Here is a 25,101-nt window from a genome sequence, read left to right on the forward strand (position 1 = left end):
AAACCAAACCACCACAAAAAACAAAAGGCAAAAGCTTTCGCTTTTGCCTAATGCCGAACTATTAAATCTAAGGGTTATTTAATAATTAATTTAAACGTATCATAGTTAAACTGACTACTTATAATTCTACAGAAATATAAGCCTGAAGTTAGCTGATTTCGTGTCACTTCTATATTGTTTTTTCCTGTTACAGCGCTATAAGATTGCTTATAAACTTGCTTCCCTAACTGATCGTACATTACAAACTGTACAGTTTCACTTTGATTTGCAGTAAACTGTATTGTCGTCTGCGTGGTCATTGGATTAGGATACGCCGTCAGCGTAGCAACATCTTGTTGGTAATCGCTCACCGATAACGCACTAGTTTGTGAGAAACGGATATTTCTCAAATCTAATACTTTAGATGCTGTTGTGCCATCATCTGACACCATAGTAAAGACTAAGGTAACGACATCATTTAAGTTAGCTGCACTCGTGGTGTTGTTTTGTAAGTCTTCAATATTAATGGTAAACTCTTGCTGGGCGTTGGTCAAAGCCACCGTTGTTTTATACTGCGCTTCCCAATCGGTTATACTCTCTTTTACAAATGTGATTTCAAGATTTCCTGTACCACTTGCACTAAATTTAAAACTGTTATAATCGGTAACATCTACAGCCTTAAAGCGTGGTGTTAATGCTCTGTAGACCCCAACATAAGTATTGGTTGTTGCATTTAATTCTACATTACGTTCTATCGGGTAATCTGTGTTTTCAAAATCAAAGTCATTGCTCGTCACATTGTATAAGCTAACCTCAGTTCCGTCTTGAGAATCATCAACTCCCCAAGGGCCATCAGACATAAATAAATCATCTGGTGTTGCCATACCATCTCCAATTCTAAACCCGATATCAAAAAGGCTTCCAGTATCAACTCTGATGTTGGTAATATAGTTTCCGTTTAAATCGATAGTTGCGTTAAGATTATCAAAATCCTCTGTTTCCGTGTTGCGGTAACCTGCGTCTAAAGTCACGCTCTCTGTAGCATTGGTATTAATGATCTGTAAATCTAAACCTCCATTGGTATAACTTCCTTTTCTCACAAACACAGTTGGTGGTGTTGAGTTGTTATAACTTTCAATAGGTTTTTGAATGTCTAATAAGTTTAACACTTCTTGTCCTAGCGTATATAAATCATCGATGGTATTAGACCAAATCTGGAAATTATAGAAGGTCACATCGGCTTCGTATTGGTCTAAATTCCAATGGCTCTCTACAGCAAAATTAGCATCATTATTCACCACTTTGGCAGATAGGCTTAATACAAATTCATAGGTGCCATCTGCATTTTTAATTATAGATTTAATAAATTGTTGTTCGTTGATATCTATGGTAGATACTGAAATTAATTCGGCTCCTAACAAACGGTCGCAAATGTATTTGGTATGTTCGTAAACACCGTTTTCTGTTTTTAAAGCTAAAACTGAAGCCACAGCACTATTGTTTTTTAAGTAATCTACTGCGTAAATTTCAGTCGCATTCGTAATACCTATTAAATCTGATGGTGATGCTTCAACAGCTTCATCTTCATTAATACTTGTCAATGGCACAAAATCTTGTAATGTAAAACTAGAATTAGCATTTTTGCTAGCATACGTAAGACTACGTCTTACTTTAGGTGCTTTTGCCGCATTAAATTTATACCCTGTTTTTGCTCTTTTAAAGTTACGTGCATTAATTTGCTCAGACAATCTGCTGTTACTTTCTAATCCACCAGAATTTGAACTCGATGTTGGTGCTTCAATCACATCACACATTCCAAAACCAGAACATGAAGGATCTTCACAATCTATAAGTCCGTCGCCATCATCATCAATCCCGTTATCACAAATTTCTTGTAATACTGGTGCTGTTGGGCAACGTGCTCCATCATTACTAGAACTAGACGGTCCGAAAGCGAATAAATTAGCATCAATCACATTTAGTCCTGTTAAATCTTGAACGGCTTGTATTGCATATATAGTTCCCGTTTCGTTAGCCGAAACATAGAAACGACCTTCATTATCAAAGTATACCGCTCCATAAGTATATGATAATCCCGATAAGATTGGTACGACACCTAAAGCGGTAACCGCACTTGTTTCTGGATTAATACGGTATAGAATATTACTTGTTTTTTCTACGGCATATAATTGACCATCTACAGCATTAAATGCCCAATCGTGAATAGTAATATTCTGAGATAAGGTCGCAGTGGATTGGTATTGCGTATAGTTTTCTGATTCTGGGTTTAAATCTATTTTAAAATACGATGCACCACCACCTTTTAAATAATAAATACCATCAGCACTAATATCACCGATATACTTGCTACCATCAGATAATTCATCTATATAATACGATGTGGTTGAAAAGTTTTTACCAATTTTAACAATTGTTTTTGACGGAGACTTTAAATACCCCCAAATAAAACCATCGGCAGGGTTATAGGCTGTACCATTAATATTACCTGGCATAATATCTTCTGCTACCATATACGAGTTACCAGATGCTAAATCAATTGCATAGACATCATTATACTGAAATAAATAAGCATTATAATCGCAATCAAAAGGAATATCTTGTGCTTGACTATTCAAACTAAATACCGCTAAAACGATAAGAAGTAATTGATTTTTAAAAGTGTAAAAAGTTTTCATATTCTGTTTCTTATTAGATTCTGAAACAAAATTAAAGGATTAAGCTCCCTTAAATTTTATTTTTCGATTGTTACAAACGCTAGCACGTTGGTTTGCTATTTACTATCGACGAGTGGTTTTTATGGTGTTTTTCAAAAAAATGAGCATAAAAAAAGAGCAAAGGATTGCTCTTTTGCTCTTAAAACTAAACCATCAATTAATCATCATTTATTAACCACGTATCTGATGAACATGGGTCAAAATTATGGACTATTGTTTATATAATTTTATTATTTCGTTGACTGAAATCTTAAGGTCGTCGGATGACGTTTTTGTGACGACCAATGGTTATTTAAAATCTGTAACTATTAAGATTACAGCAAGTTTAAACGTTTCATAAGTTCTGGTCGGTTAGAACGACTCACAGGAATAACATCTTTCTTTATTAGCACACTATTATCTTCGATATCAATAATTTTATCGACATTAATAATGTAAGAACGATGTACTTTTAAAAAGATATTATCAGGAAGTTTATCGGCTATCTTTTTTAAGGTTGAATGCACCGTGTAATTTTTATCTTCAGTTTTCACATGAATATAATCTCCCTTTGCTTCTACCAGATAAATACTTGGAATATCAATTTTTATTAAACGTCTATCAATATTCACATACAAATCGTTACCAGAACTGCTTTCTACTTTTTCTGAAGACGACTCATCAGTATGAGAAGATTTATTGGGTGTTGCTTCCGCTTTTTGAATGGCTTTTTGAAAACGTGCTGGTGTTATGGGTTTTACTAGATAGTCCACAATACAATCGTACTCAAACGCCTGAATCGCAAAATTAGGATCTGAAGTGGTTAGAATTATTTTTGGTGGATTTTTTAAAGTTTCAATAAAATCGAAGCCGGTAAAATCGGGCATATGAATGTCCAAAAATATTAAATCAATTTCATTCTGATTTAAATATTTTATGGCTTGCATGGCATTAGGAAATTCTTCTAAAACAGTTAAGCTATCTACGTTAGAGCACAGCTGCCCTATGATTGCTCTTGCTGTAGCCTCATCATCAATAATAATACAATTCATGCGTTCCTAATTATAACTGTTGTAAATAATTAGTCATGGTCGTTAGAATAGATTCGAATTCGTCTTGAAGTGTTGTACTGCCTTCTAGTAAATTAGTTTCGAATGCTACTGCAGTCTCATAACTTTTCTCAAGGCCTAAAATACTAATTTTATGTTTAAGTTTATGAACGTTTCCTGCAGTAAGTTTGTAGTTTTTAGCGGCAAGATTTTTAAAGTACTCCTTCTTTTCTTCTGGAAACTCTGCATTTATAATAGCAATTAACTTTTGTTCAAAGGCTTTGTCTCCTTCAGACATACTATGAATATACGATAAATTAGGCTGCTCCATGAGGTTGTTTTTTTAATGTGAAGTAAAAAGTAGTACCCTCATTTATTTTTGAGTTTAGCCAGATTTTACCACCATATAAATCTACAATTTTTTTAACGATAGATAAACCAATTCCAGTCGATTCTATATTGTTTTCAAGCTTTTCGAATGTTTTAAAGATTTTCTCAAAGTAGATATCTTCAATACCTTTGCCGTTATCTTTAATCTGAAATTCCCAAAACTCACCTTTATCTGCAAAGCTTACGTCTACCGTACCTTGGTCTTTATCATTGTAAGCAATAGCATTTCCTATTAAATTTTGAAATAATTGTTGTAATCGGTGTTTATCTCCTTTAATAATGGGTAAATCTGTCCTTGTCACTTTTATATGTCTAGGAACTTGAATGATGCTTAAAATATTATCGACCAACTTATTCAAATCCACATCGTAAACTTCCATCTGATCTTTGCCAATGGTCGAATATTCTAAGATACCGTTAATTAAGGTGTCCATTTTTTCGACATTCGTTCTAATAAGATTCAGTGTGTTTTCGCCATGCGCATCAAAAGCATCTTTATAATCGGCTTTTAACCAAGCCGTCAAAGTATCTATACTTCGTAAAGGGGATTTTAAATCGTGGGAAACCATGTGCGCATAATCACTAAGCTCTTGATTCTGATGCGCAAGTTCATTTAAAAGCGATTCCTTTTGTTTATTCATCTCAATGATTTCTTTGGTTTGATCATCAATAAAATCAACCAATTCAGAGCCCGTTAACTGTACGGCATCTGCTTTTTCATCATCCTTAAGATTATAAAACTTTAGAGTATTAATAACGTCTTTTAATTTATCTATAAGTTCTTTTTGTTCTTTAGCTTCGTTTTGTAATTTTTTATTTGCCGCATATAATTCGTCAGAGCTGATAGACATGGCTCTTTGAATCATGGACGATTGTTCATCAAAATTATCGTAAGAACTATCCACCGCAGAAAGAAATTTTTCTAAGTCTTTATTCGCTTTTAAATCTTCACTTAAATATTTTCGTATTTGCCGCTTTAATAACGAATTCATTATTCACTTATTAATGTTATCGTCATAGTTTGGTTGTGCAATTGGCAAGCAGTTTCTCCATGAAAAGGTGCTATTTCTCCGTAAGAATAAAACCCAGTTACCGTTGTGCCTTCGCCTAAAATTTCTATGACCTCATCAATTTCTTCTTCTACACGCTGGTCTAAAACTAACTTACGACCAATACAACTGACTAAAAAAGCAATGTCGGGTTTATTTTTTCTAAATTCTAAGGCCTGTCTCGCAGCACGCTCTGAGGCATTTGCAATATTATCGACATTAGTCATCATTAATTGCACTTTAGAATTTTCTTTTATATCACCTGCTAAAATAACGGCGTTGTCGTCTTCATTTATATTTAAAATAGAACGTACAATAGATTGTTCATCGCCTGTAGATTTCACATTTAACGGATACAATAAAGCAGCACCAGGTAAATCCTTGGCTTTATCTCCCAAATAGGTTTTATATAAATCTAAAGCTGGCTGGCCATCTAATTCATAAAGCACGTTGCCTTCTGATTTTGTTACGGTTCTTTCGGGTCCAAAAGGCGTCCATCCACCATGAATAGAGAATGTAATTTCTAAAGAGTCGCCATAAAAACCAATAGCAACCAACTCGCCTTCTTTAGGATTTTCGTTATAGGACGCTAAGGTTTTTTCAAATCGGGTGTCATCACCACACAAACCCCCTGTAATTAAAAGATTATTATTACTAGGTGCACTCATGCCTTTGGTCAACTGGCTTCCGTTGATAAAACTCCCTTCCGAAACAACAAATACATATTTTAAACCGTCTTCTGGAAACTGTTGAATTAAATCATTTCCGGTTTTAAAGCTGTCTAAATCGGTATTAAGGACATTACTGGTCTTAATGGTAAATTGACTTCTCTCAAATTCGATAGCCGTTATCGTTATGCTATTTTCATTCACTGTATTTGAAGAAATTTCAGCACAAGCCGAACCAAAAACAATATGTCCATCTGGAAATAATGCCTTAATCTCTTCATAAATAGAAGTCGATTCTAACAAAAGTCGATTCCCAAAAACGATAACCAAAGGATTTTGTAATTTTTGATTTTCACCAATATATACCCAATCTTCATTGGCGTGTTTAACTAATTGTACTGTTTTCATCGTTATTTTTTAAGGGTAAAGTAAAATGTGGTGCCAACTTTTGGTTCACTTTCTAGCCATATTTGACCTTCATGTAAGTCCACAATTTTCTTAACAATAGATAATCCTATTCCTGTAGAATCCTTACTTTTATTTAAAGCGTGGAAGATTTTAAAAATTTTATCATGGTATTTTTTCTCAATGCCCATACCATTGTCTGTAATTGAGAATTTGTAATGACTTTTTAAATCATCGAAATCTATGCTAATCTTTCCTTCCTCTTTATCAATAAATTTAATGGCATTACTAATTAAATTTTGAAACAACTGCTGCAACTTGGTAGCATCTCCTTGTACGGTTGGTAGTGGTTTTAAAACCTTAATTTGAATATGCTCTGGCACGTAAAGCATAGATAGAATATTGCTCAGTTTCTTTTCTAAATCAACCGCTTCTTTTTGATTTGATTCAGTGCCAACACTTGAGTAATCGAGCACATCAGAAATCAACTGTTCCATCTTTTCGAGTGTGGCTTCAATGAGTTCAAAGTTGCGCATACTCATATCGTCTAACTTCCCTTTATTGTCTTCTTTTAACCAGCTTACCAAAGCATCAATACTTCGTAATGGTGATTTTAAATCGTGAGAAACAATGTGCGCATATTCTTGAAGTTCGTCATTACTTCGTTCTAATTTTAGTAGTAATTTTTCTTTTTGAAGCTCTAAGGTTTTTAATGCTGTTATATCGATATGAACACCTATAGACCCAACGACACTTCCATTCATATCATAGTTTGGTGCGCCACTGACAAACCAATACTTTTCGTCTCCGGTTTTAGTTTTAACTTTAACTTCGTAAGAATTAGATTCGCCTCGTTTTCGCTTTTCGTTTTCACTAGCAATAGTATCCTTTGCTTCTTCGGTATTAAATATAGTGCTCGCATATTGCCCTAACAATTCAGCCTCATCGTAACCTGACATTTCAGTAAAACTCTGATTCACCATTAGAATTTTCTCGTCGATATCTACCTCTACCAATCCTAAATTCATGTTGGCAATAATGCTATAATATTTTTGCTTTTGGGCTTCTAAACGTTTACGGTAAGTCCGCTTTAAAGTAACGTCTGTAAAGGTCCATAGAAATCCTTTTGATTGTTCTCCAATGATAATAGGCAGGTAATTTCGCTCTAAAATTCTACCATCTTGCATCTCTAACTCATCGCCTATAACCTCAACTTTTGCTTCATCAATGGCATTCATTCGTTCTACAAATGCTTCTGGATTTTTAAAGAGCACTTTATTTTGTTGTGCAGCATCAGAACAATCCATACCATAAATTTCTTCAACAGGTCTATCAAAATTTAAAAGCTCGCAAAACTTATTATTGGTAAGTACCACTTTTCTATTTTCATCTTCTAAAATAATACCGCTATCTAGATTTAAAACTAGTGTGGCTAATCTATTTTCGGACTCAATTAATTTTTCTTTGGCTTCGCGTTCTTTTGAGACATCTTCGATAGTTGCTACTTGATAGTCGATAGCTCCAGAACTATTTCTTACCGCAGTAACATTGGTCTTTGCCCAAAAAATGCTACCATCTTTTTTAATGTATCGTTTTTCTAAGCGAAACTTATCAATATCTCCATTAACTAATTGTGTCCTTGCTTTTTTAGACCTTTCTTCATCATCGGGATGCGTAATATCTTGAATTCGCATTGTTTTGAGTTCCTCTGAAGAATACCCCAACATATCAATTAATGACTGATTAATTTGCAGTAAACCTGAGTAGCCGGTTTTGGAAAGTGAGATTCCAATCGGTGAGTTATTAATAATAATACTCAACTGATTTTTTTGTTCTTCTAACTCTTCTTTTAAGGCTTTTTCTTGAGTAATATCTCTAACAATTCCTTGGGCTGCAATGGGTTTATTATCTCTATCATACACTAAACTCGCATTGATATGTACCCATTTAACCTCTTTAGATTTTGTGTAAATTCTCGCTTCGTAGTTTTTAAAGTAGCCTTTTGTTCTAAGTTGTTCAAAAGAGGCCATGGCATACTGGTAATCATCTTTATGAACCAGACTTAAAACATTAACAGCATCATTTTTAATATCGTAACCAAATAATTTGGTGGCAGCATCATTGAATTTTAAAATGGTACCATTAATTTCCATTAGCACAAAAGCATCAATAATATTTTCGAAAACCCCTTGCAGTTGAGAGGACTTTTCATCTAGAAGACTTTCTAATCGTTGTGAAGTAAAATAGAGCTCTCTTGATTTTTCTTCAAGAATTTTCTCAGCGGCTTTTCTCGCTTTCCTTTCTCTTTCTAGCGCTCTTTTTAGTATATCTACTTGCTCTTGGCTCATTAATTTTTAGTAATAGTAAATCGTACTTGGGTGCCGTCTTCTTTTATTTTTTCTAAATCTATCGTTGCCGTAGAATTGAAGTGCTCGAATGTTTTATTCATTAAACCGAGTCCAAAGTGATGCATAGCTCTGCTCGATTTATAGTCCATTATTAATGAGTTCTCTGTTTTCTCTATGACTTCAAACGTTGGTAACTCTGCATCTGGATAAATTTTCCTAACCTCAACATGAATATGATTTTCTATTGATGAAATCATCTCTATTGGATCTTTATAAGTTGCCAAAAGCCCAGGGTAACTATTTTCTATCACATTAAAAAAGTGCTCTGCATATACTAAAAGTAGATTATCTATTGAAATTCCTGTATTTTCACTAAGATGCTGCAGTAATTGCAACATTTCAGAAAAGCTATACGTACCAACAGACGTATAAACTCCTTCGGATTCTAGCTCAGAACTTGAAATAATTCTATCCACCATTTCTAAGCCAAACTTCTCCTCTACAAGATCTAAAAATTCCGTAAATACGATTCCTTTCATTATGCGGTAATTAATTCGTTAATACTCCAATATGACAATAATTTTTCGATTTTAGAAACATAATCCTCGTATTTTAATGGTTTTAAGACATAACCAGCAATCCCTATTTTATAACACTCTAATAAATCTCTTTGATTATTTGAAGTGGTTAATATAATAGTAGGAATATATCTTAATCTATCGTCTGCTTTTAAAATCTTTAAAAACTCAATACCACTAATTTTTGGCATGTTTAAATCTAACAATATAATATCGGGTAAACTATCTTTATTTTCAAGTAAACTTAAAGCTTCTTCACCATTATTGGCTTCTGTAATATTTTGATTTAATTGAAGTGAACTTGAAGCTCTATTAAGCTTCATCACTTCAATCATATCATCTTCTATAAGTAAAATATTGAGGGTTTTCATTTACAACTAAATTTATATGTATCATGGCAAGATAAATCAATTGACGAGATTGCATTTTATAATTCGGTTGAGCGCTATTTAGTATAGACGGATGGTCGATAAGTGTCGACGAATGGAAAAGCCATTTTACAAGGTTTCTCTCAATTTCTTTGGGAGTCCTTTCACCACCATATCGTAAGAATGGTCTATTAAATCTGTTATGAGTTTTGGAGAGAGCTCTCCAGAATGTACATATACGCTGTTCCATTGCTTTTTGTGCATATGGTAACCTGGTTTTATATTCTCGTATTCTGCTCTTAATTCTTGAGCATATTCTGGATCACATTTTAAGTTAATAAAAGCTTCGCCATTTTCCCAACGCTTTAACGACGCTAGAGCAAACATCTTGCCTAAAACTTTAAACACAAGCGTATCTTCATCAAAAGGAAAATGTTCGGTGACTTCTTTCTTGCTTAAACAGTAATTTCTGTACTCCTCTATATTCATAAAAAAACACGCTCAAAATTTAGGGGTTGAACGTGTTTAAAATTACTGAATTTTATAGTGTCTTAAAAATACTTTCCTATCCATTTACTATTTGGAATGGCTTCGACGTTGGTTACCGAAATTTTATCTGGGAAAGAGGCCATGACATTAGGGTCGGTTTTATAAATATGATCTATTTTATATTCAATGAAGTTAAAACCGGCTTTTAAGTCGAGATCATAGCTAAATATAATTTCCGCATCACCGCTGTCTAGCATTCGTGTTTGTGTACATTCTCCTTTATAATTAAAAGGTGAAGCTACATAAATCAATTCAAAATACGATCCTAAAATAGGCTCATTATAACCTGGATCTTCTATCCACGGCAAGAGCTTCTCATCCGAAACTGTAAAAATGACACCAACATAACGCTTGTCTTTTGTCCAAAGTGAAAGCGCTCCGGTTTCAACGGATTTAATATTGTCATTTCCAGAAACCATGTTAATATCGCAAACATCAAAAAGCGTATAAGCCACATCGTTCATAAAATTGTCTTCCGTTTCTTTTGATAATTGAGGAAGCTCTTGAGGAATATCAAATTTTATGTCTCCAGATTTTGACATGCTTCCTATTTTTATAGGCTGTTCCATACCAAAAGGCAGTACCATAACATCAACATCTAAACTTCCAAAGGGATAGTCTTCAATTTTCGGCTGGCTTTGAGATTGTGCAAAATTGAATACCAAAATGCTAATAATACATAAGAGTACGTTTTTCATAAAGTTTAGTTTTTAATGAATTTTATAGATTGAGCATCTCCGTTTTCAGTAGTTGCCGTTAAAAGGTAAATTCCTGTATTTAAAGCTGACACATCCAACAAATGATTTGTTTTAAAGTTAGTATTGGATTGTACCTCTTGACCTAATAAATTATGGACACTAACACGAAACGGAAGTGCTTCTGTTAATTTAATATTTACCATTGTATCTACAGGGTTTGGCCATAATTTTACGCTATGATTATCGCTATCAAATTGATTGACATTTAGTACGACCTCAACATATTTGTTTTGAGTTAAATTGGTAATAATAGGCTCATTCTGATCAAAATAAATTGCTGCTCTGTTTTCCATAATATCATCGACAACAACATCATCTTTGGCTTTAATCATGTATTTTATATAGCCTTGACTTGCCAATTCATCATTGGCCGTGTAGTCTAAATAAATATCGTTAAAGTTGAATTTTACAATATTCTCATCACCCGATTTTATGGTTTCGATAGATAATGGATGTGAGCTCTCTAACAGGGTTAATGAATATTTATCAAATTTCTGATCTAAGGAATCTACTACAAAAACATCTTTTGCTGAAAAATTACCTTCATTTTGAAAACGTATGGTATACGTCAACCATTTTTCGTATAAAGGAATTTCATTAATAGCATCTGGCACCCCAGGATTTACCAATTTATCATTAGGATCGTAAGAAGAACGGATTGGTGTATTGTAAGGACCGTCGGAATAGATATCTTTTCTTTCCTCGTATGGTGGCTCTTCATAAATTTCTTCAGGTGTTCTATAAGGCCCACCTAACTCTGGCAAACCTTGCCCTCCATCAGGCTCTCTTGGAATGAGCTCCACAACATTCATTTCTGGTGAACCATCACCAAAATCATCACTAGCCGTTTTTCCTACTCCATAACTCACCACAGCCCCATTGTTGGCTGGTGTAAATAATTCGGTTTTAATTTCAAGCACATACGTGTCTAATGGGCTTATTTGTGGCAAAGTGAAAGACACTTTTGTAGTATCGGCAACTGTAGTTATAACTGGAGTTAAAGATAAAATGGTCGAAGAATAGGTACTTGGATCTACATTAGGTGTCCACTTATGGCTTCTAGGCTCAATGGTGAGATTATCTATAATATGAAACGGTTGTAAGGGTTGTAATCGTGTTATTTTTACCTCATCAATTGCAGGTAATATATTATTAGTACCTTCTTCGATATTGAAAAAGACAAAATCAAAGTCAACATTATTAAATGCTTTAGTATAAGACAAATTCCCTATGGCCGTGGTAAACGTGTTTTCGAAATTGGAACGTGTAAATGCCCAAGCTCCTTGTTTTGCTGATGATTTTATTAAAAGTGATTCTATGTTTTTCGGCTGAAGCTGAATATCAGTAACATTTGTGTCGGCATTTAAATCGGTTACATTTGAGATACGTTGACGCTCTGGTGCAACTACATATGGACTTAACACAGGAAGCGTAATATCATAAGTTCCTATGCCTTCAAAATAAGGAAAATAATAGCTTCCATCTGCACGTGTGTACAGTTCATAAATGGCTCCTGTACTTGTTTTTAAAGCTAATTTTTGATTCGGATAGCCTTCATCAACATCAAATTGATTGTTTTCATTGATGTCCATATATACATTTCCTGTAATACCATAAGTGACTCCCTCATTTAAAAACTGTGGTGCTGTATTATCGGTTGTGATTTTCATCCATTTGGTGGACGCATGCGACCAAAATGCGCCATTGGCATCAATTGCCAATACTTTTGGTCTGTAAAAAGAATTGTATGGAATCAATCCTGAACCACCTTCTATTTGAATGGATGAAAAAACAGGAGTTGAATCTTCTGGGTTTTCAATGCTAATCAACCGAGCAGAATCATTGGTTAACATCCAAATCTTCCCATTAATGTCTGAAACTCCTGCAACAATATTATATAATGCAGAAAAGTCATTGACACCAATATTTTTTAATGTTGTTCCATCAAACAAAAAGATACCGCTTGAACAAATAACAGCGACATTACCATTTGGTAATGGTATTAATTCTTTAACACTTCCTAAACTAACGGTACTTATAAAAGTTGTTGTGGTTTGCGTCGTAGTATCGAACTTTTTAAATTCAATTCCACTTCCCACATTTTTTGCGAAAAAAGCATTACCATTAATATCTGGTGTAAAATCGTACCAATTACTATAAGTAGTTTCATCTAAATTAAATGTTTGTATCAACTGATTATATTTATAAACAAAAATTTTTCTAGCCGAATTACTAAACATCCAAATCTGATCTTTGTATCTATGATATTGGGTAATTGCACTAGAGCCATGACTTGGTAAATTTGCTACATAAGGCATATACACTTTTTTCAATGTTTGGTAATTGATTATTGGATTGCCATCAACATCTAAAATGAAAGAGCTTGTCCCTCCCAGATTATATTGTTTTCTAAACTCGTCTGTGTTTGAAACGTAACTCAATATGCCTCCATCATAATAGTCGTAAAACCACATACCATCAGCATCTGGATAAGCAAAATAATATCTATTCAACATTTTATCAGAAAGGTTGTTGGGCTCGTCGTCAGTTATACCAATCCAAACTCCATTATCATCAACAATAGCTTCGTAATTAATATCGGCTGAAGATGACGTATTACTAGTCGTCATAATATAAATCTTGTTATTGTATTTATATACTTCTGAAGGTGAATAGGTCATTTTAAAACCTAAAGCGGCCATATCGTCTAAGGTTCTTATAGTCCAAATAGGATTGGTTTCATCAGGTTCTAATTCCACAAAACCGGATAAATTATGAGCTGTTGCCCAAACCTTTCCATTATTATCAATGTCTAAATTGTTAAAAGAATAATTTTGTGTTGGTGTTTTTGCTAATTGAAACGCAGCAATAGCTTCAGTTGCCATATTAAATTTATATATAACACCATTTGTACCTGTTAAATTTGCCAACCATAGATTTCCATTTCCATCATCAGCAACGTCCTGTACATTTACAATATATTGAGATGTATCCGTTAAGTAGGATTCCTCTATGGCAATCGTGCTTTTATTTAATTTATATAAGCCTGTAGTGGTTCCATAATACAAGGCATCATTAGCAAAGAGTAGCGTGCTTTCACTATTTTCTCCAGTAACCGTTGTTGGTAAATTTCCGAGAAGACTTAAGGTATCGTTTTCATGTTTATAAATTTTATAAGATCCACCAGATACTGCAACAATATAAGTGGTGTTTGTACTACTATCATAAGCAAATGAATTGGTGTAATTACTCACGCTTCCACCAGTTGCTGTATCATAGGATAATAAATGAAATGTATTCGTGGTTAGGTCTAAATAATGCAAACCAAAATTAAACCCATGAAAAAAGAATAATTTCCCTGTATGGTCTATAACTGCTCTTCTAGCGTCTGCAGAATTAGTTGTTGTTCTTGGTATCACAAAGTTTGGAATGTTTTGCCAAGTACCATCGGTTTTTTTTATTGAAATTCCCGCTTGTGTTACAAACACTTCGTCATCGTTATAGTAATTAGGGACCATTTTTCTAATAGCTCTATAATTAAGCCCGTAACTGGCTTCTACCACTCCCAAGTTATTCTGACTGTCACAAAAAGTGACTTTGCCCTGAGCCTCAGCTATCGTATTGCCACATTGGTTAGGATAATAGGTCACTTTTGTACCTACGAGGTAAGTTTCTACTTTTTGCACTTGTGCTTCTAAAACATTAACTAGAAGACATAAGCCTATACTGATAAGTAATTTTGATTTCATGGCTAGTGTATTTATTTTTTAATAAATTTTATGGTTTCAGAATTGCCGCTTTCAGATGAAATATTCATAAAATAAAGTCCATTAGTTAACTTTGAAACCTCTAATTCTATTGAAGCCTTATTATTTTTTTGACTTAAAATCACCTGCCCCAAAGTATTTACCAACTCTAAATCATAGCTTCCTGAAGCTGGTGATTGAATAAACAACCGGTCAGAAACTGGGTTTGGATATAGTTTGAATGTATCATCTGCCAACTGCACTATAGACAATGTAGAGTCTGTGGAAATTCCAAATTCTGACGTGTTTCCGTTCGCATCAGTAGCTGTTGCTACAATATTGAGGTAATCATCCACATCATATCCGGTAGGAAGGTTTAATGTAACGGTTTTATTTCCTGGTTCAAGATAGTTGTCTGCCTCAATGAAAAATTTCCCCTGACCATTTGTTGCTCCAAAAAATTCAATCACCATAGGATAAACAGAATTCGTTATAGGACTCGGAACTGAATATGTCACCTCTAAAGCATCGTCACCTAAATCTACAATCGCACTGATTTCTGGTGTGTTTTGAAGATTGTTAACTCCGGTATCTGCATCCTCCACATCATTTTCTGTGGTGCCGATCAAATCAATTCCTAAAACCGAATTGTTAAACATACTATTCTCAGAAATTGTTACTTGAGTAGAAACACCTAAAATAGGACTTAGCTCAACTCCTTTTTGGTTGTTTGTTATGATATTATTTGTAATTGTATTACCTGTATTTGCACCTGTAATTGAAATCCCATGAAGACCGTTTCCAATATTGGTAATTCCATCTAAACCAGCACCAATATGATTATAACCAAAAGTGTTGTTGTTTGAGGCAAAGAATACATTTATTCCACTCAAATTATGACCTCCAATAGTATTCCCTTCATTAGAGGTACTTCCTCCAATAATGTTGTTACTACTGTTATTCAATAAAATACCAACTCCAATATTTGTGACGTCGGTATTTCCATCTGGTAAAGTCCCTACCTTATTACTCATAAAATGAACGTCATTGGCTCCATGGAAGTTGACATTCTTAGATTGACTTGAAATTGTGCCATTACCAGAAATTGTGTTTTCTAATACTAGGGTTCCTGTTAAAGTCCCAGACAATCTTAATCCTTCCGTTGCATTTTTTATGACTCCATTTCCTGCAGGATTTAAGCCTATATAATTATTCTGAATGGTGTGTGATGTTCCCGAAAGAGACAATCCAATATTGCTGTTTCCTGAGATGATATTTCCTTCTAAAAGGTCTGTTCCACCAATAACACTATTGGTTGATGACGTTGATAAAGATATTCCTGTAACATTGCCAATGGCATCATCACCTGAGGCGTTTAAACCTATATAATTCCCTTGCACTATAGACCCACTCGATGTGCTTTCTGAAATCTCTATTCCAATAGAGTTACCAGAAATAATATTTCTAGAACCCACTTCTGATCCACCAATGCTATTATTACTATCTTGTAAATAAATACCCGCATAATTAGCTACTGCTGATGTACCTGAAGCATTTGTGCCAATATAATTCCCTAGAATTTGATTATTTTCACCACTAATAATAGTAATTCCATCTACTGAGTTTCCTGAAATCACATTTTTAGCATTGGCTGTTGTTCCACCAATAGTATTATTGTTATTCTCACCTGTAAGCATCATAATGCCTATTTGATTTGGCAATGCTGAGTTACCTGTAACATCTACACCTATATAATTGCCTTTTATACTATTAGAAACCACAGGTCCCGCTGTGTTTCCTTGAAAATAAATGCCGTATTGTCCATTGCCTGAGATTATATTTCCCTCACCTACTTCGTCTGTTCCAATACTATTATTATTTGCTCCAAATAATACCATAACACCAGCTCTAACATTAGAAATAGTTTCCGTTCCTGTAATATCTGTACCTATATAATTTCCTATAATTAAATTACCATAAGACTCGGACCCTGAAAGCGCTACTCCCGTTCCTACAGTGTTATCATCAGATGCACTACTCCCAGAAATAATATTACGAGCTCCCGCAGAATTTCCTCCTAATATATTATTGGGTGCATCTAAAAACTGAACATTAAAACGATTTCCTTTATTTAAGGTTCCGGAGGCATCCGTACCTATTAAATTGCCTTGAACAAGATTATTTGTTGCAGCCGAATTTGTTTCAGACCCTTCAAAAGTGAGTCCACCTACTCCATTTCCTGATATGACATTGCCTTGATTAGGCTCCGTGCCTCCAATCACATTTCCTCCCGTATTATTAAAATACAAACCACCTCCAGTATTAGTATTAATAGTGGTACCATCGGGTTTAATCCCTATATAATTGGATTGAAAAATATGATCACCTGTATTTGAATAAACGCCAAAACCAAAACTATATGGATATTCTAATATTCGTTTAAAGCCGCCAATGCTTAGACCGTAAATTTCACTTCCTGTAGAAGTACCAATGAGTTGCAAACCACTTTTACCTAACGGCAAGTTACTACCGTCGATTTCAATTATTGGTGAGTTGATATAATCTAATTGTGTTCTACCGTCTATAATAAGTGGTTGTTCTATAGGAGGTAATACATCTGTAACCGTAATCACAAATGGTGCATTTCCAGAAATATCAAATTCTATACTATCTTTATTACTTGTTTTATTGGCGTTTTGAATGGCTGCACGCAACGTACAGTTACCTTGGGAGTCTCCACAAAATGAATCGTTGAGATTAATATCTGGCAAATCCGCTGAGCTGTTAACCGTATAGGTAGTTTGTGAAAATGACATAAATGAAAGCTGAATAAAAGCCAGAATTAGTAGTTGTTTTTTCATGATAAAAGATTGTATTGGTTATGTAATTCTTTTTTTAAACGGTCTGGTTTATTTAGAAAAATCAGACTGTTGGAAAGCCGTTATTTAATTGCAGTCCGTCGTATTAATTTCATCTCTATATTGCTCTATATCTGCCAAAAACCCTTCTCTATTGGCATTTGGGACACAATCGATAACATCTTCTAAGGCATCTATAAAATTTAAGCCAGCAGATTTATAATTTTGGCAATTGGCTAAGGTTGGATCGGTAGCATAAGCGTTAGATGCTGCCGAATATGCATTGGCTTGAGCTAAATAGTGTTCCGTCCAATCATTACAATCCGTATTATTAAAGTTGCCATCATCGTCTGAGCCACCGCAACCCGTTACTCCGATAAAAGTTATGAGTAAAGTGATTAATAAAGTGTTTGAACGTGTCATGTGTTTTTGAGTTTTCATTTGGTTTATGGTTTTAATTGTTTTTCTAAAACTTGAAGGTGATATTGTTATTTTATAAATTGATTTCTATTATTTATTTCTAGATTTTTCCAATAATAAGTTGAGCAACCGCTATGGCTTTTTGTTTGTTATCATGGTCGTCATTAGATACTTTAACATGTACATGAAACATATAATGGTTTGAAAGAAACGTCAACTGAGACATCCTAGAATCCCAAACTGCCAAAGCTCCTAAATTAGGAATTTCTTGAGGCTGTTTGTAAACTGATGTGGATTGCTTAAACATGGTTTCGTTAGCCTTTTTTACCATCACAACTAAAACTTCACTAGGCTTCGCCGTTTTAAATTCTTGACCTCCAAATGATCTTGATGTAGTCACCTTTTCGTCTTCCCATTTATAAATACAAGTTGGATAGGTGTAAACTACGTCCTTCAGTTCTATAGGATATTCTTCAATGGCAAACATGCTTTTTATTTCATGCAATGAAACCAATTCACAAGGGGAATCAACTACAGCCTTTTTTATAGGGTTTTCATTTTTTGCTACTATCTTATTTTGAGCGCTATCCACCTTATTATCTTTACTATTACAGGCGAATGCCATCATAGAAATCAATAGAATTAGTAAATTGGTCTTTACAATTTTCGTTTTATGCTTCTTTAGAAATTTGACCATGAGATAATTTTATGAGTTGTCTTTTTATTATTAATTAATCGAAAACTATCCTTCCGACTTCTATTTTTAAACCTACTGAATGACTATAAACAACAGGTTTCACCTATTGCTATAAATTTTTAAACTTCTGTAGATTTTCAATTCCCATGGCATCCCAAAGTGCATTAGTGTCCATGGCTTTGCCTTCTAGCGTTACATAAAACCGGTTGTTGTAGAGAAATCTCAGTTCAGATTGAAAATCTGCTTTAGTATTTTCATCGCGATCAGTTCCAAAGGTTAATATGCCGTTTCGCTCTTTTTTTGAATACCTTATGGTGTTGTTGCTCTCTGAAGTTATTTTATTAAGCTCTAACATTTTTAAAGGTATAATCGCACCAACAGCTTTCTGGCCAGCTGCGTCTAAAATTTCAATTCTTATAGTATCATCTCCAAAATGTCCTGCAACGTTTTGACTTCCAATAATTTTAGGTTCAAGCTTATGTTCTTCTGACCTATCTATACTTAGATTTTTTAATCTTCTTGGGAATGCTTCAATTAGTTGATTATTCGTTAATGGTGTTTTTGTACCTAGTTCTTTACGTAGTTCAGCATATTTATCATTTATATTTTCATTTTTACCAGTCACTTCATTCAACAATCCCTCAACAACCTTAGATTCAGTTGTACCAGAAGATTTTGAATCTTCCTTACAAGACGTCATAAAAACGATCATAAGCGTTAGTGGCAATAGTGTTTTCAATATATTAGGACCTGTTCTCATAGATGATGTTTTAAATTTTTCACTTTTTTACATGAATTTATAATCCGACTTTTCCATGTTCCGTTTCACGTCCTCCAAGCCAATACACTCCATCGTTGCGCTTTCTTGTTTCTTTTTTAAATTTTGCATATCCATAGAAATCATTAGTGTTTTCTCATTAGGATCAAAATAATCTTTAAGCTGTGCTGGTATTTTAGTGGTTTTGTTTTTGAAAATATCATCAAAACTCACTTCAGTTTCGTTAGTGAAATACATGACCATTTCATACTCCTCATTAGTAGCTTTAACTCCTTTGCAGTTAAAACCATTTACTGTTTTTTCTGGTAGCACTTCAAATTTAAATTGGTCTAATTCGTTATTTTCTTCTTCAATATCTAACTCTGGCATTTGGTTTACCATACCTATATTATTGCCTTCGGATTCCATGAACATTACTGTTACCTTGTTCTCATTATCCATAACTGTAAACATACTTTCCATGACTGCAGTAGTAAATCCAAAATAAGAAGCGCCAGGTTTTAAATAATAATCAAAAACCATTTCGCCTTCTTTGGTCGTCATTTTCAATGAATATTTCCAAGTAAAATCATAAGAGTCGGCAACTAGCGACGCATCTGCTTTTTCTTTGCTGCCGCCAAAAGGATTAGTATCAAAAGCCTTATCCATAGATTTTGTAGCTTTTTCAGAAGCTTTATTAGCCGCTTTTTCAATAACTGCATTTTCTACTTTTTCCTCTACGCGGTTTTTTAGCTTTTTAAAAAATTGAGCATTGGCATTTGGCATTAAAAAGACCACAAGCACCAAAACAAGAATTAAACGTATTGTTCCTAAGTGTTTATTTTGAGTTTTCATAGGTTATTCTGTCTTAAAAATTAGTGTGGACACATTGATTTTTTTTACTTTAAATTTTGATTTATTAATACTAAAGGAACGTCTTGGTTGAAATTGATCTCCAGGCAGAAATTGATCTCCTGGCAAAAACATGTCACCAGGAATGAACATATCTCCCGGAATTGCTTTTTTACTAGTGTACATCGTTAATACAGCTCCTTTATTAGGTTTAATTAAATTGTCTTCAATCTTGTATTTACCATTTAACAAACCAAGAAAGAATTTACTTTTTGGATATTTTTTAATGAGCGCTTTAGATTTTTTCTGATCAAATAGCTCTAAGGCATCAATGGTGTTAGATGTTTCATTGACAACAAAAACTATTTTTGTAAATTTGGAAATTCGCTTTTGCGAATAAGAATGCTGGAAAATAAACGTTAAAATTACTAGGCTAAGAAATAATTTAGTTTTCATGTTGATTTGATTTAGAATGATTTATCTTTAGTCAAGGAAAAATCACAGATGTTAACATCTTCTAAAAAAAAATTTCTAAATTTCTATGGAACAACATTTTGTTGATGCTCTAAAAAACGATGACACCAAGCTCATCAAAGTGATTTATAGCGATTATAGAAATGAATTTATTTTCTTTTCTAAAAAATATAATATTGATGAAGCCGATAGTTTAGATATTTTTCAAGAAGCATTTTTAGCCATTAGAAAGCATGCGATTTCCGGAAAACTACAGGACATCAATAGCAGCTTTAAAACCTATCTTTTTGGTATAGGGAAACACCTCATATACAACAAATTAAAAGAATATTCCTCCAAGCAATCTTATGATGTTTTACTACATAAAGTAAACGCTGATTATGAAGAAATCGCTATAGATACATCAGAAAAGCTTACCAAAGAGCAAGAATTACTTCGCCATTATTTTAAGCAATTAGGAAAAAGTTGCCAGCAAATGTTAACATTGAGTTTTTACAGAGGACTAACTAATGATGAAATAGCAACTTTAGAGGGTTATGAAAATGAAGCCGTAGTGCGGAGTCAAAAATCGCGCTGCCTGAAAACATTGAAAAACCTGATAAAAAATCCCCTAAATAATGAGTAACGAAACACTAATAGAAAAGTATTTTTCTAAGAGCTTGACCCCTAACGAAGCTCTGGAATTTGACAAACTTTATGAAAGTGACTCCGACTTTAAAAAAGACGTAGACTTTCTCAAAAAAGTCAAATTGGTTTCTGAAAAAGAAGATGACTTACAATTTAAAAGTCAGTTAAAATCATACGAAGATGATTATTCTGAGCATGACAAGAAAACAACTCACAAATGGCTTAAACCGCTGATTGCAGCTGCAGGACTTATATTAATAATGCTAAGTTTGAATTTTTTCATGAATTCTAAACTTGATGAAGACCAATTATTCTCATCCTATTTTGAACCTTCAAAAAACGTAACCTCTCCAATAATACGTTCAACGGATAATGAAACGACTGTAAATAATGCATTTATAGCTTATAGTGAAGCCGATTATAAACCAGCTATTGTATTGTTTCAAAAGGCTTATCAAGATTCAAAAAATTCAGAGTTATTATTCTATGAAGCAAATTCGTTATTAGCCATAGACGATTATGAAAATGCAATTACCAAATTTGAAGAACATTTGAAGTATTCTGACATATTAACAAATCGATCGCATTGGTATTTGGCTTTAGCTTATATAAAAACAAAGCAAATAGAAAAAGCAAAACAAGAGCTGAAATCTTTATTAAATTCAGACGAAACATTTAAGAGACCAGAAGCTAGTTCACTTCTTGAAAAACTGTAATAGCTGCTTCCGAAACAGAATTATAATAAAAGGAATAATTAAAAGATAGAACCAATAATTGTCTGCCTCTACAAGAGCATCGGTATTACCTGTTATTACAAAACCCGACCAGTAATAGGGATGCTTTAATAAGTCATCATCAGTATTTTCTATATAATCTAATTTGGCATTTTTTAGCGCTTCATCTTTATATTCACCACGCTTTAAATGCTTATAGAAGTAGCTCATTATGTTAGCCGTAGCGTCATCATCTACCTTCCATAAACTCATTACGGTACTTGGAACTCCAGCATAATTAAACGCCCTAGACAGACTTATAACACCTTCTCCATTTTCGTAAAAACCGCTACCAGTATCGCAAGCACTTAATACAACCATGTTGGCGTTTAGGCTTTCATTGTACAATTCTGAAATAAAAAGTTGATTATCGTCTTCACCATAAAAACTCAGTGATGAAAACTCCGGATGTACCTCATCAATTTTAGAATGCATAGCAAGATGTAATACATTGAACTGCTTAGCTTGACTCTCAAAATCTGCTTTTGTAGCATTTAAAAATGTAGATCCATCAAAAATGTTAAGAATTGAGTTTACTTCATGTGATACCTTGGGCAATTTTGATTGCATATCTGAAGCGGAAAATGCTCCTATATTTACAGTTTTAAAGCTTAATTTGGTCTTTCTCTGTTCTTGATACAGGAGTAAAGATGATGCATAACTTACCAACGGCATTTTCCTATCTAAAATAAGTGCTTCAAAAGGGACATAATGTATAGCTCCATCTGGAATAATGATTAAGTTTTTATACTCCTGATAATTGATTTGATTTAGTAATAAAGTAGAGAGGTTTCCTAAACTTTCTTGGTAATTGGGCAATCTTTGTTTTAAAGCAGCTAAACTTTCTTTTAAAGCACTTAAAACAACCTCTTTATTCCGTTCAGATAAGATTTTAATCTCATTTTTAGTTATTAGAAAAGTATAAAGATGAGCCTCCGTAAATATATATTTCAAAATCACTTCCTCTTCTTTCAAATCTGCTTGTAAACTTGTAATATCAAACTTTTGAACATTAAATTGATAGTACGTTTTATTTTTCTGTTTTATTGAATCTTGTAGTTTATTTAAATCATTCTTCAATTCATATATCTTGTTCTGCCAAAGCGATTTTTTTTCTTCTGAATCTTGGTTCAATTCAATTAAGGTCTTCTGATAAAAATTAAGTTGGGCTTTAAGACCCTCTTCTTGATTAATTAAGTTTTGTGGAATCTTTAATTGCTGTCGTTGGTTGTTAAAAACAAATTTAGACCATGTTAATTTTGAACCGTTATTCTCAATACTATTTAAAATTTCGGATAACAAACTCGTGTTATCGGGTTGGGCTAAAGCCACATTTAACAAACCTTCATTTATAGCATTATAGTTTAAAAATAAACTTTGATTATAGCGTTGCCCTAAGTATAATTGATTGTAAATTTCAGAAGCCAACGTATAGCGATGTGTTGCTTTTTCTAAATTAATTTTAGAATGGTCTTCATTATAAAGTTCAAAATAAAAATCGCCCATCGCCAAAAATCCAGCAATAGTTTCAAATGAAATTAAGGGCTTTAAGTTTTCAACTTTTATATTATTACTATTTTTATTAGAATTATTCAATAGTGTAAAAGCATCATCAAAATAAGTTTTAGAAACCACTTTCTGATGTAAAGCTTGCGCTGTTTTCGCATTTAAAATCGCCAACTTAAATTGACTTAAAGTCTCTTCACTATCCTTTAGATCCTCTAAGTCTTTTAGCAATACTGAAGCCTCATTAAATCTCCTTTCTTCCAAAAGCAATTCGGCTTTGTACAATTTAAAACTAAAAGATTTAGTGTAGTAAACCGTTTTATATTTTTCTTTTATAGCAATGGCTTTATTTAGCAACTGTAATGCTTTTTCAGGATGCTTATCAGCGATAATTGACGTGTAAAACTTCAATGAAGAACACAACGTATTCACTTCGAACCTAGATAATTTTTTACGAGTATCTATTGTTTTTATTATGTTGTCTGTATAATAAATACTTTTTAGTGTATCCTTCTTTCGAGAATAATGTAACATTAAATCGTACCAATTAGATAATTTATCTTTGTAAATTTCCTCCTTATTTCTTAGTAGAAGATTATTAGTAGTGGTTTTAGCATCGGTTCTTAGTTTATCTTTTTTCAAAATATATTCTTCCGCTTTATCAAAATCCCCATAATAGGAATACCAATAAAATAAATTACCATAACAGCTGTAAAGGAACTGTTGACTATCGTTTTCATCAAGCGTTTCCCAAATGGTTTTTGCCTTCAAAAGGGATTCCAATTCCTTTGTTTTTAACCCCAGGTATCTATACTCTACGGCAATATTATTGTAGGCTTGCGCAACATCCGTGTTATATTCTCCAATAATACTTTTATATAAATCGAGTGAGGTTTGATAATGCTCTACGGCTTTAGAATAATCGCCTAGTGCACTATAGATAAACCCAATATCATAAATTAAATCTACAAAGGATTTGTCTTTATAAGACAGTGTATCTTTTAAAACTTCATAACCCAATTGGGCCTGTTCTAAAGCGTGTTCCCAATTCCCTAAATACGCCGTTTGATGATATATACGGTTTTGAATTTGGTACTGAAATATTCTATCTGGTTGTTTCTCTCTACTATATAAATCTCTAGCGCTTATAGCCGATTGCAAAGCACTATCTAGATACTGCTCCCGAACCTTTTTAGTGATTGCCTTATCTACATTATGGTAGTCATAACTCTTAAATTCCATACGCGCAGAATAGGTATGAAAATATTTAGCCTTTAAATAAGCTTGATAATCTGCTGAAGCACTATTTTGAGTTTGCATCGCCTGCTTTCTAAACAATAAAGCTTGGTCATACTCCCCTTTTACATGTAAAGAGTCGGCAAGAATTGTAAAAGCATCTTTTTGAAAAATAGATTGAGCATTTACAAAAGAAAGCGACACTAAAAAGATGTAAATGAAAGGATAGCGTTTCATTTTTATTGGTTAATTTTCTCTAAATTTAAACAATTAACCTATTCAAAACCTGCCTTTTCCCTA

The 25,101-nt window shown here is 33.4% G+C and carries 20 protein-coding genes; 2 read left to right on the forward strand and 18 right to left on the reverse strand.

The genetic code is table 11. From position 1 onward, the window contains the following. Nucleotides 1-74: 74 nt before the first annotated feature. The 17 genes from HM992_RS01400 to HM992_RS01480 form a co-directional block, all read right to left on the reverse strand. The gene (locus HM992_RS01400; protein ID WP_179318329.1) at nt 75-2,675 is read right to left on the reverse strand and encodes a T9SS type A sorting domain-containing protein; all 2,601 of its coding nucleotides are present in this window, start codon (nt 2,673-2,675) and stop codon (nt 75-77) included. A 353-nt stretch (nt 2,676-3,028) separates the two neighbouring features. Continuing rightward, nucleotides 3,029-3,745 carry a LytR/AlgR family response regulator transcription factor gene (locus HM992_RS01405; protein ID WP_179318330.1) on the reverse strand — a complete coding sequence of 239 codons (717 nt, stop codon included), beginning with the start codon at nt 3,743-3,745 and terminating at the stop codon, nt 3,029-3,031. 10 nt (nt 3,746-3,755) lie between these two features. Beyond that, the gene (locus HM992_RS01410; protein ID WP_179318332.1) at nt 3,756-4,073 is read right to left on the reverse strand and encodes an Hpt domain-containing protein; all 318 of its coding nucleotides are present in this window, start codon (nt 4,071-4,073) and stop codon (nt 3,756-3,758) included. Further along, a complete protein-coding gene (locus HM992_RS01415) occupies nt 4,060-5,124 on the reverse strand; it encodes a sensor histidine kinase (protein WP_179318334.1) in 1,065 nt (354 codons plus the stop codon). The genes HM992_RS01410 and HM992_RS01415 overlap by 14 nt, the downstream gene beginning before the upstream one ends. After that, the gene (locus HM992_RS01420) at nt 5,124-6,257 is read right to left on the reverse strand and encodes an FIST signal transduction protein (protein ID WP_179318336.1); all 1,134 of its coding nucleotides are present in this window, start codon (nt 6,255-6,257) and stop codon (nt 5,124-5,126) included. Before HM992_RS01420 ends, HM992_RS01415 begins: the two co-directional genes overlap by 1 nt. 2 nt (nt 6,258-6,259) lie before the next feature. Further along, nucleotides 6,260-8,602 (reverse strand): PAS domain-containing sensor histidine kinase, encoded by a 2,343-nt coding sequence (locus HM992_RS01425; protein WP_179318338.1) that lies wholly within the window; start codon nt 8,600-8,602, stop codon nt 6,260-6,262. Continuing rightward, nucleotides 8,602-9,141 carry a heme NO-binding domain-containing protein gene (locus HM992_RS01430; protein ID WP_179318339.1) on the reverse strand — a complete coding sequence of 180 codons (540 nt, stop codon included), beginning with the start codon at nt 9,139-9,141 and terminating at the stop codon, nt 8,602-8,604. Before HM992_RS01430 ends, HM992_RS01425 begins: the two co-directional genes overlap by 1 nt. Next, nucleotides 9,141-9,551 (reverse strand): response regulator, encoded by a 411-nt coding sequence (locus tag HM992_RS01435; RefSeq protein ID WP_179318341.1) that lies wholly within the window; start codon nt 9,549-9,551, stop codon nt 9,141-9,143. Before HM992_RS01435 ends, HM992_RS01430 begins: the two co-directional genes overlap by 1 nt. 126 nt (nt 9,552-9,677) lie before the next feature. Further along, the gene (locus HM992_RS01440) at nt 9,678-10,037 is read right to left on the reverse strand and encodes an MmcQ/YjbR family DNA-binding protein (protein ID WP_179318343.1); all 360 of its coding nucleotides are present in this window, start codon (nt 10,035-10,037) and stop codon (nt 9,678-9,680) included. A 62-nt stretch (nt 10,038-10,099) separates the two neighbouring features. Then, a complete protein-coding gene (locus HM992_RS01445) occupies nt 10,100-10,795 on the reverse strand; it encodes a hypothetical protein (protein WP_179318345.1) in 696 nt (231 codons plus the stop codon). 5 nt (nt 10,796-10,800) lie between these two features. Next, on the reverse strand, nt 10,801-14,604 hold the full coding sequence (locus HM992_RS01450; RefSeq protein ID WP_179318347.1) for a DUF7619 domain-containing protein: 3,804 nt from the start codon (nt 14,602-14,604) through the stop codon (nt 10,801-10,803). An 11-nt stretch (nt 14,605-14,615) separates the two neighbouring features. After that, complete coding sequence (locus tag HM992_RS01455) at nt 14,616-17,462, reverse strand: T9SS type A sorting domain-containing protein (RefSeq protein ID WP_179318349.1); 2,847 nt, start codon at nt 17,460-17,462, stop codon at nt 14,616-14,618. A gap of 84 nt (nt 17,463-17,546) precedes the next feature. After that, nucleotides 17,547-17,900, reverse strand: a complete 354-nt coding sequence (locus tag HM992_RS01460; protein ID WP_179318351.1) for a hypothetical protein — start codon at nt 17,898-17,900, stop codon at nt 17,547-17,549. 79 nt (nt 17,901-17,979) lie between these two features. Then, the gene (locus tag HM992_RS01465; RefSeq protein WP_179318353.1) at nt 17,980-18,576 is read right to left on the reverse strand and encodes a hypothetical protein; all 597 of its coding nucleotides are present in this window, start codon (nt 18,574-18,576) and stop codon (nt 17,980-17,982) included. 109 nt (nt 18,577-18,685) lie between these two features. After that, nucleotides 18,686-19,336 (reverse strand): hypothetical protein, encoded by a 651-nt coding sequence (locus HM992_RS01470; RefSeq protein WP_179318355.1) that lies wholly within the window; start codon nt 19,334-19,336, stop codon nt 18,686-18,688. A 27-nt stretch (nt 19,337-19,363) separates the two neighbouring features. Beyond that, nucleotides 19,364-20,188 carry a DUF4412 domain-containing protein gene (locus HM992_RS01475; protein WP_179318357.1) on the reverse strand — a complete coding sequence of 275 codons (825 nt, stop codon included), beginning with the start codon at nt 20,186-20,188 and terminating at the stop codon, nt 19,364-19,366. Nucleotides 20,189-20,191: 3 nt separating this feature from the next. After that, entirely contained in the window at nt 20,192-20,641 is a 450-nt protein-coding gene (locus tag HM992_RS01480; protein ID WP_178986759.1) for a hypothetical protein, read from the reverse strand. Nucleotides 20,642-20,726: 85 nt separating this feature from the next. Here HM992_RS01480 and HM992_RS01485 point away from each other — a divergent pair, with 85 nt between their 5' ends. Continuing rightward, nucleotides 20,727-21,284, forward strand: coding sequence for an RNA polymerase sigma factor (locus HM992_RS01485; protein ID WP_179318359.1), 558 nt, complete (start codon nt 20,727-20,729; stop codon nt 21,282-21,284). Continuing rightward, nucleotides 21,277-22,002 carry a tetratricopeptide repeat protein gene (locus HM992_RS01490; RefSeq protein ID WP_179318361.1) on the forward strand — a complete coding sequence of 242 codons (726 nt, stop codon included), beginning with the start codon at nt 21,277-21,279 and terminating at the stop codon, nt 22,000-22,002. The genes HM992_RS01485 and HM992_RS01490 overlap by 8 nt, the downstream gene beginning before the upstream one ends. Here HM992_RS01490 and HM992_RS01495 read toward each other — a convergent pair. Next, nucleotides 21,982-25,038 carry a CHAT domain-containing protein gene (locus tag HM992_RS01495; protein ID WP_179318363.1) on the reverse strand — a complete coding sequence of 1,019 codons (3,057 nt, stop codon included), beginning with the start codon at nt 25,036-25,038 and terminating at the stop codon, nt 21,982-21,984. The genes HM992_RS01490 and HM992_RS01495 overlap by 21 nt on opposite strands. Nucleotides 25,039-25,101: the final 63 nt, after the last annotated feature.

Source organism: Winogradskyella helgolandensis, assembly GCF_013404085.1.
Lineage (GTDB): Bacteria > Bacteroidota > Bacteroidia > Flavobacteriales > Flavobacteriaceae > Winogradskyella > Winogradskyella helgolandensis.